General features: G+C 72.3%; 10 protein-coding genes and 3 pseudogenes. 11 read left to right on the top strand and 2 right to left on the bottom strand.

The window, feature by feature from the left end; translation table 11 throughout:
- Positions 1–1,655 precede the first annotated feature (1,655 nt).
- The 3 genes and pseudogenes from OG422_RS30405 to OG422_RS30395 all read left to right on the top strand — a co-directional run bounded on the left by OG422_RS30405 (position 1,656) and on the right by OG422_RS30395 (position 2,846).
- Positions 1,656–2,417, top strand: a complete 762-nt coding sequence (locus OG422_RS30405) for a hypothetical protein (protein ID WP_405747495.1) — start codon at positions 1,656–1,658, stop codon at positions 2,415–2,417.
- 98 nt (positions 2,418–2,515) lie between these two features.
- Positions 2,516–2,608, top strand: a pseudogene (locus OG422_RS30400) (SAM-dependent methyltransferase); the annotation flags it as partial.
- 112 nt (positions 2,609–2,720) lie between these two features.
- Positions 2,721–2,846 carry a hypothetical protein gene (locus OG422_RS30395; protein WP_405747493.1) on the top strand — a complete coding sequence of 42 codons (126 nt, stop codon included), beginning with the start codon at positions 2,721–2,723 and terminating at the stop codon, positions 2,844–2,846.
- Between the two features lie 514 nt (positions 2,847–3,360).
- On the opposite strand, the gene OG422_RS30390 is transcribed toward OG422_RS30395, so the two are convergent.
- Positions 3,361–3,534: a hypothetical protein gene (locus OG422_RS30390; protein WP_405747491.1), complete on the bottom strand. Its 174-nt coding sequence runs from the start codon at positions 3,532–3,534 to the stop codon at positions 3,361–3,363.
- Between the two features lie 148 nt (positions 3,535–3,682).
- Between OG422_RS30390 and OG422_RS30385 the strand changes: the two are divergent.
- A pseudogene (locus tag OG422_RS30385) lies at positions 3,683–4,220 on the top strand (DJ-1/PfpI family protein); the annotation flags it as partial.
- A pseudogene (locus tag OG422_RS30380) lies at positions 4,212–4,624 on the top strand (DJ-1/PfpI family protein); the annotation flags it as partial. The pseudogenes OG422_RS30385 and OG422_RS30380, both read left to right, overlap by 9 nt.
- Positions 4,625–4,837: 213 nt before the next feature.
- Here the strand turns inward: OG422_RS30380 and OG422_RS30375 are convergent.
- A complete protein-coding gene (locus tag OG422_RS30375) occupies positions 4,838–5,743 on the bottom strand; it encodes a LysR family transcriptional regulator (RefSeq protein WP_405747489.1) in 906 nt (301 codons plus the stop codon).
- Between the two features lie 103 nt (positions 5,744–5,846).
- Between OG422_RS30375 and OG422_RS30370 the strand changes: the two genes are divergently transcribed.
- From OG422_RS30370 to OG422_RS30345, 6 genes are all read left to right on the top strand, one after another.
- Positions 5,847–6,680 carry an oxidoreductase gene (locus tag OG422_RS30370; protein ID WP_405748061.1) on the top strand — a complete coding sequence of 278 codons (834 nt, stop codon included), beginning with the start codon at positions 5,847–5,849 and terminating at the stop codon, positions 6,678–6,680.
- Positions 6,681–6,780: 100 nt separating this feature from the next.
- Positions 6,781–8,196, top strand: a complete 1,416-nt coding sequence (locus OG422_RS30365; RefSeq protein ID WP_405747488.1) for an MFS transporter — start codon at positions 6,781–6,783, stop codon at positions 8,194–8,196.
- 410 nt (positions 8,197–8,606) lie between these two features.
- Positions 8,607–9,461 (top strand): NAD(P)-dependent oxidoreductase, encoded by an 855-nt coding sequence (locus OG422_RS30360; RefSeq protein ID WP_405747486.1) that lies wholly within the window; start codon positions 8,607–8,609, stop codon positions 9,459–9,461.
- Between the two features lie 49 nt (positions 9,462–9,510).
- A complete protein-coding gene (locus tag OG422_RS30355; RefSeq protein ID WP_405747484.1) occupies positions 9,511–10,182 on the top strand; it encodes a hydrolase in 672 nt (223 codons plus the stop codon).
- Between the two features lie 171 nt (positions 10,183–10,353).
- Positions 10,354–10,758 carry a nickel-dependent hydrogenase large subunit gene (locus tag OG422_RS30350; RefSeq protein ID WP_405747482.1) on the top strand — a complete coding sequence of 135 codons (405 nt, stop codon included), beginning with the start codon at positions 10,354–10,356 and terminating at the stop codon, positions 10,756–10,758.
- 151 nt (positions 10,759–10,909) lie between these two features.
- Positions 10,910–12,658 carry an enoyl-CoA hydratase-related protein gene (locus OG422_RS30345; RefSeq protein WP_405747480.1) on the top strand — a complete coding sequence of 583 codons (1,749 nt, stop codon included), beginning with the start codon at positions 10,910–10,912 and terminating at the stop codon, positions 12,656–12,658.
- Positions 12,659–12,905: the final 247 nt, after the last annotated feature.

Genomic DNA, 12,905 nt, shown 5'->3' with positions numbered 1-12,905 from the left:
GATAATACTTCGACTGCGGTCAACTGGCGCCTGCTCCAGCCACAGCAGGCACGGGGGGCAGCGAGTCCGCCCGGCTGAGTCACCGGCGGGCTCTTCCTGTGGGCCCAGGCCGAGACCTTGGTCGTGGGCTGCTCCGTGGTGCGCGCCGCGGCCGCACACCATCAGAGCGTTCCGCAGCCGCGCGGTTCGAGCAGTTCCTGGCCGCAGCCGCAGGCGAAGGGCCCGCGCTGTCGGGCGAGCCACACCGAGTCCACCAGCGGCAGGCCGCCGGACTGGATCGGCGATGGCCCGGCCCGCCTCAGCCGCAGCGGCATCGGGCTGGGGACCGCCGGGACCGCACGGACCCCAGCCAGGCGGCCCCCTCGGGGGAACCGCGTTCCACCAACGCCTTCACCAACAGCGCGAGTTCGTCGGACACCCATTGGCGGGCCGCGCCGACAGAGTGGGCCAGCCCTGCCGGGTCACCGCGCCCTGCGGCGAAATCCTCGCAGCGTGACGAACGCGGCGACCGGCTACCGATGCCCTTCGCGGGCGCCGGGCGGACACCACTCGCACACGCAGGCGCCACCCGCGCCGCTCTCCGCACCGGCTCCCGGCTCGCCTGACCCGTTCACTCTGCCCGCCGCATCACCTGCCACGTCGGCGAACGCGCCGCCGCCACTTGTCGCCGACTCCTGTTTCGTAACGACCGGGAATTGTGCCTCAAACGGCGAACTCTTTCCCTCAACGTCCAGCTGGTGGCGGATGACGGTGCCGGCGTCGGGTGTGACGCGCGCCGGGGCCGCTCCTACGCACGTCCAGCGACCAGGCGCACGCACTATCCGCTTTTCCCACCATTCGAGGGAACCCCGTGGATCACCACTGCTGGACCGGCATCGCGCTGCGCAGACTCTGACCGTGTGCCAACTCCACGGATTACCCCCGCCGGTGACCGGCCTCGCCGCCGCCGCTCTCCTCTTGCTGACCGGATTCGCCTCGATACCGGCCCTGGCCTCGTCGGCCGCGGCCGCCGAGACGCACGGCACCGGACACTGCACAACGCACCCCACCGGGCACAGCGTCGTACACCGCACGACACACGGCTCAGGCCACCACAGGGGATACACCACCGACCATCACTCCGCCCACGCCACATCCGGCCACGCCACCGCGCACGCCACCACCGACGGGGCGTACGCATCCTCCGGTGACACCTGCGCCTACGCCGGGACGTGGCCGCCCAGCGACGTGCCGGCCGGGTTCCCGATGCCGCCCGGCTGGCATTTCCCCTGTACGAAGCCGCCTCCCGCCCACCCGCACGAGCCGGCGCCCCGCCCCCGGCCCCACCCGCCGGAGATCACCCCGCGCCCGGCCCCCGCGCCCCGGGCGCCCTCGCGCCCGCCCGCACCACCGCCTCCGCCACCCCGTCCGGCCCCACCCACCCCCGAGCCGACGCCCGCTCCCACCCCGGCCCCGCCCTCTCCCGCACCGCCGGCCCCTTCCCCCATGCCCCCACGCAACTACGCGCCGGTGGCGCACAAAACGCACAACGGGCGCTCGATGGTGACCAGGACCTTGCTGATCACCACCCCCGCCGTATTGGCCGGGGTCGCACTCCGCCCCCGTTCGAGCTCCTCGTCCGGTTCCGCCGGACGCCGTTCCTCGTAGGAGAACCCATGTCCCAATGGCTGGTGCTGGCGATCGCCATGGTCGCTGCCTGTGGCGTCGTCCTGGCCATCACGGTGCTCAAGCAGCGCCGGATCAGCGAGGACGACGATCCGTCCGAAACGCCCGATGTCATCGAGTACATGACGATGATGGTGGGGGTCGTCTACGCAATCGTCCTGGGTCTGGCCATCGCCGGGGTCTGGGAGGCCCGGGGTGCCGCGGAGGACACCGTACGCACCGAGGCGCAGGCCCTGCACGAGGTCAGCGCACGGGCGCGGGCCTACACCCCTCCGGTGCGCGACCGGATCCGTACGGACGTCGACCGGTACGTCACGTATGTGGTGCAGAAGGAGTGGCCGGTCATGGCCGACCGGGGCGAGATCACCGCGCACGGCACCGAACTGCTCGCGAAGGTCCGCGCCGACGTCACCGACCACCGCCCCCGCGACCACTTCGAGGAGCAGTCCTATCAACCCCTCGTCGACCAAGTCGCGGTGGCGGACGGGGCACGCAACGCCCGTGCCGACGCGGCCGGTTCCACCCTGCCGGCCGTCGTGTGGTTCGGGCTGATCACCGGCGCAGCGGTAACCGTCGGCTTGATCTTCACCCTGCAGATCCGGCGGTCGGGGAAGGAACTGCTGATGGCCGGCCTGTTCAGTGCGCTGATCGCGTTTCTGCTGTTCCTGGTCTGGGACCTCGACGCACCGTTCGGCCGCGGCCTCGCCGCTGGAGTCGACTCCTTCACCGCCCTCTTCCCACACGCCAGCTGACCCCACCTCCGGCCGGGGCCCCACCCGGGCCCCGGCCGGAGGCGCGTCGGCCCAGGGGCCGCCGGCCGGAACCAAACGCTCCGCCGCGGAAACGGCCCCACGACGCGGTTTACTCGGTGTTCGGGGCCGCGTGGTTCGCCGCCCCCGGCTGGCTCTTTCCGCTCGTGCGGGCCCGCCTCAACCCGGGCGGTCAAGCCGGCGGTTCAACCCGCCGTTCCGGTGCGCACCTGCGGTCATGCCCAGCGACGGCCAGTGAAGAGGATGTCGAAGGCCGCGTATGACGCGGGGAGTTCGGCGGCGATTGTGCCTGCGACGGCCCGGACGGCGGAGGCGCGCCCGGCGACGGTGGCGAAGTCCGAGCCGCTGGCGTTCCAGATGACGGCCTCGCCGTCCAGGATCGTGCCGGGCGGCAGCTCGGCGGCGGTCTGAGCGTGGTCGGGGAAGGCGAGCGTCGGCGGCCGGAGCAGGTTTGGATGAGCACTTCGTCGCGGCCGCGGACGATCAGGGCGCGCGTGGCCGTAGTTCGCCGGACCGCGCTATGTCTCGGCAGGCGTATTCCGTCGCGTCAGGGGTGAAAGCCACCGACCCGGTTACGCGTGTGGCTGTCTCGGTTCCGTGATGAGCACATGCGGGACCGAAGGTTAAAGGGCCTGGGAGCACTTCTCTACGTTGTTCTCATGGCGGGCTTGATCATCATTTTCCTTCGCACGGGGTGGGACCAGGCGGACAAGATCGCCAGCGTGATCGGTGTGCTGGTTGCGCCGGTAGGAGCCCCGCCCGCTCTCCGCGCCCCCCGTTCTCTTCTCCCTCGCCTCTTGGGAACCGCACCGGCCGCTCGCGGAGTGGCTGGCGGATCAACTGCGCCGCTCCCACCCCGGCCTGCGGGCTTCGGCCACGGCCACGGCCACGGCCACCACCAGCGACACCCGCGGCGATCTCGCTTTCAGGCACTGCTGGGGACGGGGCGCATCCTCTGCTGGACGGCTTCGACGAACTCCCGCCACATGTGCATCCCGCCGCCGTGGACGCCCTCAACCGCGCCCTGACCGCCCGCGGGCCCGTGGTCCCAGCCGCTCGCGCCGCCGCCTACGGGCCGCTCCGGCCGGTCCGGACCCACAGTTCGCCTTAACGGCGCCGCCTCGCCGGGACCAGCCTGACCACCGCGCAGGCGCACCGCCATCACCCTGCGGGTGGTAACCCGGGTGGCAGGAAAGGTGGGGTTTTCGTCATTGCGGACGCAGCGCGAGCTGCGAAAGATGGGAGCCATGACGCAGCGATCCGTGCTGGTCGTCCTCTTCGAGGGCGTGCAGAGTCTCGATGTGACCGGTCCCGTGGAGGTGTTCGCGGGGGCCGGGCAGGCAGACGGGGAACCGTACGCGATCCGCACCGCCTCGCTCGACGGCATGCCCGTCCGCACTTCGAGCGGGCTGCGGCTCACCCCGGACTGTGCGCTGCCCGACGCCGAGACGCCGCACACCCTGCTCGTCCCGGGCGGCAAGGGCACCCACTGCCGACCCCCGGCTGGTCGACTGGTTACGGGAGCACGCCCGGCGGGCGGAGCGCATCGTGTCGGTGTGCAGCGGTGCACTGCTGCTGGCCGAGGCCGGACTGCTCGACGGCCGCCGGGGTCACCGCGGGCATCGATCTCGCGCTGCCCTGGTCGAGGAGGACCACGGCAGGGACATCGCACTCAGCATCGCGCGCTACCTGGTCGTCTTTCTCCGACGCCCGGGAAACCAGGCGAAGTTCAGCGCCCAGCTGGCCGTCCGGACGGCCCGTCGAGAGCCTCTGCGGGAGCTCCAGAACGAGACACTCCTCGGCTGGCTGCGCACCGCCAGCGCCACCAGCGCCTGGACGACTTCGGTCTGCACGGGATCGCTGCTGCTCGGGGCGGCCGGGCTGCTCAAGGGCCGACGCGCGCCACCTCGCACTGGCTGGCGTGGGACAGCCTCGCTGCGTACGGCGCCGTGCCGTCCGGTGAACGGGTCGTCATCGACGGCAAGTTGGTCACCGCGGCCGGTGTCTCGGCCGGCATCGACATGGGCCTCACCCTGCTCGGCAAGGTGGCCGGCGACGAGTGCGCGCAGGTCGTCCAGCTCAGGACCGAGTACGACCCGCAACCGCCGTACGACGCGGGCTCCCCGCAGAAGGCTCCCGCCGCGGTCGTCAGCATGCTCCGTGACAAGAGCAGGTACGTTCAACAGTAGTCCGGTCCATGGCGGCGCCCCGGGGGTGCCCTGGCCCGCGGGGAGCGCGCGCAGGGCGTCCCGAGGTCGCCCCAAGGGCGGGTGTGCTGCTCTCGGTGCCCGATCGGGTCGGCAATCGCGGTTGCCCGAACCCGGGAGTCGGGCTCGGGGTAGCTTCGGTCCTTCTCCCGTCGTCGGGAGCGGATCCCGGCACGTCTTTCGGTCGCGCCCGCCTCAGTCCGTTGTCCCGGTCGCCAGCTCACACGCGCGCACGTACTCCTGCACCAGCCGGCGGTGGTCGTCGGCGCGCCAGGCCAGGGCGAAGCGGCTGGGCGAGATGCCCCTCACTGCACGGGTGACGACTCCGCCGAGGGTGAGCAGCGGGGTGTTCCCGGCCGCCAGCAGGACCACACCGAGACCCGCGACGAGCGCTTCGTACGTCTCCTCGGTGCTTGCCACCTCCGCGCCGATGCGTGCCGGCTTCCCGCCGCGGGAGTCGGTGGCAAGCCAGTGGTCCCGCAGCGGCCCAGCGCTGTCGGGCAGAGCGAGGAACGGCTCGTCCAACAGGTCCGTGAAGTCGATGATCTCCCGGTCGGCGAGCGGGTGAGTATCGGCCATGGCGACCAGGCGGAGTTCCTCGGCGACCACCACCCACCGGTAGCGATCCGGATCGGGCAGCGGTAGCCAGACGAACGCCACATCGCACGTGCCGTCGGCGAGCCCGGCGGTCGCGTCGTTCCAGGGGACCTGGCGAAGTCTGAGGCGGGCACCGGGGCGCGCGGCGGTGAAGCGGGAGCGGATCGCCGGCAGCACGCCGCCGCGCCCCGGGCTGGTACTCATCCCCACGACGAGGACGGCCGCCCGGTCTGCCACGACCCGGGCGACTGCCTCCCGGGCTGCCTCCCACTCGGCGAGAATGCGCTGAGCATGCGGCAGCAGCGCTGCACCGACCGCGCTCAGGCGCACTTCGCGCCGGTCACGCTCGAACAACGCGGCCCCCACCCGTTTCTCCAGCATCCTGATCTGCTTGCTCAGCGCGGGCTGTGAGACGTACAGCCGCTCGGCTGCGCGCGTGAAGTGCAGCTCCTCGGCCACTGCGGCGAAGTACCTCAGGTCCCGTCCGTGAACGTCCATAACCATCGGTTATCACAGCGGATCTTGGACGGGCAACCGGCGTGCCGTGCACGGTAGTTCACACACGGACCGCAGCGAACAGCGGATCACCTGGCACGAGGAGAAGAACATGAACAAGGTGTGGCTGGTCACCGGGGCGAGCAGCGGGTTCGGCCGGGCCATCACCGAAGCGGCGGTGGCTGCGGGCGACATCGTGGTCGCCGCCGCCCGCCGCACTGCGCTGCTCGACGACCTGGTCGCCGCGCACCCGGACCAGGTCGAGACGCTACCGCTGGACGTCACCGACATCGCGGGCATCCAAGCCGCGGTCGACGGCGTGGCAGCCCGGCACGGCCGGATCGACATCCTGGTCAACAACGCCGGCCGGGGCATGGTGGGAGCGGTCGAGGAGAGCACCGACGCTGAGCTGCGGGGCCTGATGGACCTGCATTTCTTCGGCCCCACCGCGCTCATCCGCGCCGCACTGCCACACATGCGGCGCCGGGGCTCGGGCGCCATCGTGCAGCTGACCAGCATGGGTGGGCGGTTCGCCTTCGCCGGAGTCGGCGCCTACTGCGCCACCAAGTTCGCCCTGGAGGGGCTCTCCGAGGCATTGGCCGCCGAGGTCGCCCCGCACGGCATCCGGGTGCTGATCGTCGAGCCCGGCGCGTTCCGTACCGGCTTCGCCGACGCCGCAGCACTGCGGCTCTCCCCGGCCCTGGACGCCTACCAGGACACCGTGGGCCCCGTCCGTTCCGGGCTGCCGGGCGGAAGCGGCCAGGAACCCGGGGACCCGGCCAAGGCCGCGGCCGCCGTCCTCACCGCTCTGGACTCCGACGAACCGCCGCTGCGTCTGCCGCTCGGCAACGACGCCGCCGACGCGATCACCGGCCACCTCGACCGTGCCCGCACCGAACTCCGCTCCTGGGAAATGCTCACCCGCTCCACCGACTTCGACGGCTGACACCTCCAGCCGCCTCCGTACCGGTGCAGGCCGGTCCGCGGTCGTCCCCTGGCTTCCCGTCCCGGTCGCATCCCTTCGAGATCGTCTCAGGAGTGTCCTGATGAAATCGCTGTTCACGTTCTCCCCGGCCGCCCGCATCGCGGGCCCGGCACCGGAGGCGGCCCGGGGTGGTTCCCCCGTGGTGCTCGGTGCCGCCCTGCTGGGCTTCTTTCTCATCTCGCTGGATGCGTTGATCGTCACCGTCGCGCTGCCCGACATCGGCCGCAGTCTTGGCGGCGGCGTGTCCGGCCTGCAGTGGGTGGTGGACGGGTACACGTTGATCTTCGCCGCGCTGATGCTCTCCGCGGGCGCCCTGTCCGACCGCATCGGGGCCCGGCAGGCGTACGGCGGCGGCCTCGTGCTCTTCGGGCTGGCCTCGGCCGCGTGCGGACTGGCGCCCGGTCTCGGCGTGCTGGTGGCGGCGCGGCTGGTGCAGGGGGGTGCGGCGGCGGTGATGATGCCGGCGTCGCTGGCGCTGGTCCGGCAGGGCTTTCCCGACCAGGCCGAGCGGGCGCGGGCCATCGCCATCTGGACCGTGGGCGGCGCGGTCGCGGTGGCGGCCGGACCAGTGCTCGGCGGGGCACTCACCGCCTCCGCGGGCTGGCGATGGATCTTCTTCGTCAACCTCCCGGCGGGCCTGCTGGCGCTCGCCCTGCTCACCCGCGTGCCCGCCTCCCCGCGGCTGCCCTCGCGCCTGGACGCGGTCGGGCAGCTGACGGCGGTGGTCGCGATGGGTGCGCTGACGTATGGCGTGATCGAGGGCGGCGCCGAAGGCTTCGGTCGGCCGTTCGTGGTGGTGTCGCTGCTGGTGGCCGCGGCCGCAGCAGCTGCCTTCCTCGCCGCGCAGGCCAAGGGGTCGCACCCGATGCTCCCGCTGCCGCTGTTCCGCTCGCGGGTGGTGGCGGTGTCCTTGGTGGTTGGCTTCATGCTCAACGCCGCCTACTACGGCGGCGTGTTCATCTTCAGCCTGTATCTGCAGCAGGAGCGCGGGCAGTCTCCCCTGCACGCGGGCCTGATGTTCCTTCCGATGACGGCACTGGTCGCCGTGGTGAATCTGGCCTCGGCGAAACTGGCCTCGCTCTTCGGCCCGCGGGTGCCGATGGTGGCGGGACAGCTGACCGGGGGAGCCGGACTGCTGGCCCTGCTCACCATCACCGCGCACACCAACGTGTGGGTGGTGGCGGCGCTGATGGTGCCGGTCGGCCTGGGCGGGGCGCTGACGGTGCCTGCTCTGATCGCCATGTTGCTCGACGCCGTCCCCGCAGACCGGGCGGGCACCGCGTCCGCCGTGCTCAACACCGGCCGCCAGGTCGGCGGAGCGATCGCGGTGGCGGTCTTCGGGGCGCTGCTGGCGGGGGCGGACACGTTCCTGGCCGGCATGCGGTGGAGCATGCTGATCGCGGCGGCCGGGCTCGTACTGACGGCGGGCGCGACGCTGACGCTGCAGCGGGACGGGCGCCGGGGTGCGGAGGCATGAGCCGGACGGTGTGTCACGGCAGGGCCGCGGGTCTCCTCGCCACCGGAACGGTGCGGACCGAGCTTCAGCGGGTGCCCACGCCCAGCCGAACCGGTATGCGTGGGGCCGCCTCGTGGCCGAACGCAGGTGGAGCGCCGGGGAGGGGTACCGAGCATCCCTGCGGCGAGCCGCACCGAGCGGCGGACACTCTCGAACAACACCGATGACGCACACCCGGCGGCGTCGTCGCCCGCGTCGTGCAGCGCATACTCGCGCTCACCGCAGCAATCTGACATAACGACATCATTGGGCAAAACGCCCTGTGCTCGCTGACCGCCTGTGCCCACTGGCCCCGTGGAATTGATCATCCAGGCGGCGCTCACGGCACCCGCACCATCCCTGCCTGCCCACGGAAACACCGGAAGGAAGCAATGACCACGGTAGCGATCATCGGCTTCGGGGACATGGGGGAGCAGATGGCCCCCCACCTCGTCGCCGCCGGCTACGAGGTCCGTGTCAGCGACACCGACCCCGCCAAGCGGGAGCGCGCCGCCACCACCGGCGCCACCGTCCATGCCACCGCGGCCGAAGCGGCCCGCGGCGCGCAGCTGACCCTCGGCCTGGTGATGTCGCACGACATCCCCGCCGCCTACCTCGGCCCCGACGGCATCCTCGCCGGAGCCTCGCAGGGCTCCCTGGTCCTGGTCTGCTCCACCACCACGCCCGAGCTCCTGAACGCGGCGGTCTCCGCCGCCCCCGGCGGGGTGACCGTCCTGGACGCGCCGATCGTCGGCGGGGTGAAGTACGCGCGTGAGCGCGGCATCACCTTCCTGGTCGGCGCGGCACCGGACGTCTTCGAGCGGGCGCGCCCGGTTCTTGAGACGCTGGGGAAGGTGCGGCGGGTCGGTGAGGTGGGGTCCGGTGTGGCCTACAAGCTGATCACCAACGTCGCCGTCATGGCGGCCGAGGCCGGCATCCGCGAGGCCCTGGACCTGGCCGACCACCTGGGCCAGGACTACGACACCGCACTGGATCTGATGGCGCTCGGGCCCATGGCCGCCGTCGTCTCCCGCGCCCGGGACACCACCAACCCGCGCCCGCTGCGCCGCTCGGCGGAAGACGATGACACCCTGCTCGCCTCCGTCCCCGACCCGGCGCAGCAGTTGCCGATCTCCCACGCCGCCGCCGGACGGCTGTGGAACGCCGTCACCGCGGTCAAGGGCTTCGAACCGGACTTCGTGGACCTGACCCGGAAGACCACCGCCCGCGAGGGGTTCCGCCCCTGAGCCACCACAGCGCCTCCGCACCGATCCAGACGCCGAAAGGGAACACGTCATGACTGCCGATGCCGCCCACAGCAAAACGGCCCCCGAGCCGGTTCGGGACCCGGCCGCCGACCACCTGCTCACGCCGGACAACTGCACCGTGGTCTTCATCGACTACCAAGAGGGCCAGTACGCCACCGTGGGCTCGGCGAGCCGCGAGGAGATCGACCTCGGGGCCGTCACCCTGGCCAAGCTGGCCCGCGCCTACGAGATCCCGACCGTGCTGAGCACCGTCGCCGTGGGGATGGGCGTCAATCAGGCCACGGTCCCCGTGATCACCGCGGAGCTGCCCGAGGTTCCGGAGATCGACCGCACCGGGGTCAACTCCTGGGAGGACGCCGACTTCCGCGCCGCCATCCGGGCGACCGGCCGCAGGAAGATCGTCATGGCCGGGCTGTGGACCGAGGTCTGCCTCACGTTCCCCACCTTGGACATGCTCCGCGAGGGCTTCGAGGTCTACCCGGTCATCGACGCCGTCGGCGGCGTCTCCCCGGTCACACACGCCACCGCGATCGAACGGATGACGCAGGCCGGCGCCCAGCCGATCACCTCACTCGCGTTCGGCTGCGAACTCATGCGCAACTGGGCCCGCCCCGACGCCGACCTCTACCGCACCGTCATCAACGACTACTTCCGCCGCAAGCAGGCCATCGGCGAGAAGACCGGCACCCTCTTCCGGTAAGCGGCCCCTCTCCCCCGCCACCGGCATTCCGGGGCGTCCCTCGACGGGGCGCCACGCCTGACGCCCCCGCCGGTGCGGCCGAGCGGACAACGGCCCGGCCGTGGAACGGCTGGGCCACCGGCCGGACGGGGCGGCGTTCGCGCACAGTGCGGGGCCCCGGCCGTCGCCGAGTTGCGGCCGCTGGCCGAACGGTTGCGGCGCGCCCTCGACGACCACGCGGACGATGAGACGTTGCGCCTCATCGACGCCTATGCCCCGCCGCCCCGGCCCCATGTCGCGGTGCCCCCGCGTGGTGCCACCGGCCACAGTGCCACGGAGGCGCCGCGCGGGCTGCTGTACCACCGCTACACCCTCGATGCGCACGGCACGCTCACCGACGCGGGTCTGGTGCCGCCGACCGCGCAGAACCAAGGAGCGATCGAGGAGGATCTGCGCCGCCTGGTGCAAGAGCGCCTGGGTGCCGGTCAGGCCACCGATGCCGAGCTGACCGCCCTGTGCGAACGCGCCATCCGCAACCACGACCCCTGCATCTCCTGCGCCGCCCATTTCCTCGACCTCACCGTCCAGCGCCGCTGACGGGGCGTCCGCAGGCGTCCCGCCGCGGAACGCGTCCGGGCTCCGGTCAGGTGACCCACCGGGCGAGGCCCGGCACCCGCCGTGACCGTATCGGTGATCATCGCAGCAGCCGGACCGGCATCGGCGCGGGCCCGGCGGCCGGGAGGTAACGGTGCACATCCTGCTGATCGCGAGTGCGGTCAACAGTCTCACCCAGCGTGTCTTCGCCGAGCTGGGCGAAGAAGGCCACACCATGGCGGTGGAGCTGGCGCTGGGCGAGGAATCCTTGCGGGACGCCGTGCGGCGGCACGCACCCGAGGTGATCATCGCGCCGATGCTCACCACCGCGATTCCGCGGGACATCTGGTCCGCGTATCCGTGCCTCGTCGTCCACCCGGGCCCGGTGGGCGACCGGGGCCCGTCGTCGCTGGACTGGGCGATCCACGAGGGCGCCCGCGAGTGGGGCGTGACGGTGTTGCAGGCCGACGCGGAGATGGACGCCGGGGACGTGTGGGCCTCCGTGCCCTGTGCGCTGCCGCCTCTCGGCAAGAGCGATCTGTACCGGGGTGAGATCGGCGACGCCGCCGTGGAAGCGGTGCATCTCGCGGTCCGGCGGTTCGCCTCGGGGCGCTACCTGCCGCGGCCCCAGCGCGCAGACGGTCCGGACGGTACCCGGCGCACGCAGCCCTACTTCGACCAGAGCCTGCGGCGCATCGACTGGGCGTCGGACACCGGCGAAACCGTCCTGCGCACGTTGCGGACGGCGGACTCGCAACCGGGTGTGCTGGATGCGTTCGGGGGCGACGAGTGGTACCTGCACGGCGGCTGCGCCGAAGACACGCTGCGTGGCCGCCCGGGCGAGATCCTGGCCACCCGTGCGGGCGCGATCTGCCGGGCGACGGTGGACGGCGCGGTGTGGATCCCCGAGCTGCGGCCCCGGCGGCGGAAGGGCGGCCCGGCCACCTTCAAGCTGCCGGCCACCCTCGCGCTCGGGGAGCGTCTGCCGCCCGTGCCGGAGGTCCCCGTCCCGCTTCGGTGCCCCGCACACCGGCGGACCTGGACGGACATCCGCTACCGGGAGGACGGCCCGGTCGGCTTCCTGCACGTCTCCTTCCCCGGCGGCGCGATGAGCACCGATCAATGCGGGCGGCTGCTCGCGGCGTACCGCTTCGCCTGCTCCCGGCCGACCCGTGTCCTGGTGCTCGGCGGGGGCCGGGACTTCTTCTCCAACGGCATCCATCTGAATGTGATCGAGGCCGCCGCCGACCCCGCCGAGGAGTCCTGGGCGAACATCAACGCCATGGACGATCTGGTGGAGGCGGTCCTGACCACCACCGACCGGCTGGTCGTCGCCGCTCTCGGCGGCAACGCCGCGGCGGGTGGGGCGATGCTGGCGCTGGCGGCGGACGAGGTGTGGTGCCGCGGCGGGGCCCTGCTCAACCCGCACTACCGCCTGATGGGCCTGTACGGCTCCGAGTACTGGACGTACACACTGCCCCGTAGGGTCGGCCCCGGACAGGCCGCACGCCTCATGCGGCGCGCCCTGCCGGTGACCGCGGCCAAGGCGCTCGGCCTCGGGCTGGTGGACCGCGTCGTCACCTGCGCACCGGAGGACTTCGGTGCCGAGGTCGCCCTCCTCGCCGCGCGCATCGCCACCTCGTCGCCGGTCCAGCGACGCGTCGAGGCCAAGAAGGCGGTACGGGAACGGGCTGAGGCCGTCATGCCGCTGGCCGCCTACCGCGCGGAGGAACTGGCGCACATGCGCCGGACCTTCTTCGACCCCGAGGCCCCCTATCACTCGCTGCGCGGGGATTTCGTGCGCAAACGACGGCCGCAGTGCACCCCGGCACATCTACGGGACGCCGCGCTCCGGGGCGTCCCGCGTGACGCGGCGTACGACCGGCCGCCGGTCGGCCGGTGAGGCCAACTTCTCCACCGGCGGCCCGGACCCCGGCCGCACCACCTTCGCGACGGCGTCATCGAGCTCCCGGGCCACCGCCTGCTCCCGCAAGGTCCGGAGTTCTTGGGCCTCGTCGATCCTGCGGATGGAGCCCGGCGGATACTCCCACGCCGTCACCGCCGTGACGGTGCTCCGCGTCAGCTCCGCCCGGCGCAGCGCCTCCTGCGACGGCTCCTCCCGAAGGGCTGGACGTCACTGTGGCGGAGGG

This window comes from Streptomyces sp. NBC_01525 (assembly GCF_045040405.1).
Lineage (GTDB): Bacteria > Actinomycetota > Actinomycetes > Streptomycetales > Streptomycetaceae > Streptomyces > Streptomyces benahoarensis.
This window is presented reverse-complemented; position numbering and strand designations above follow the sequence as displayed.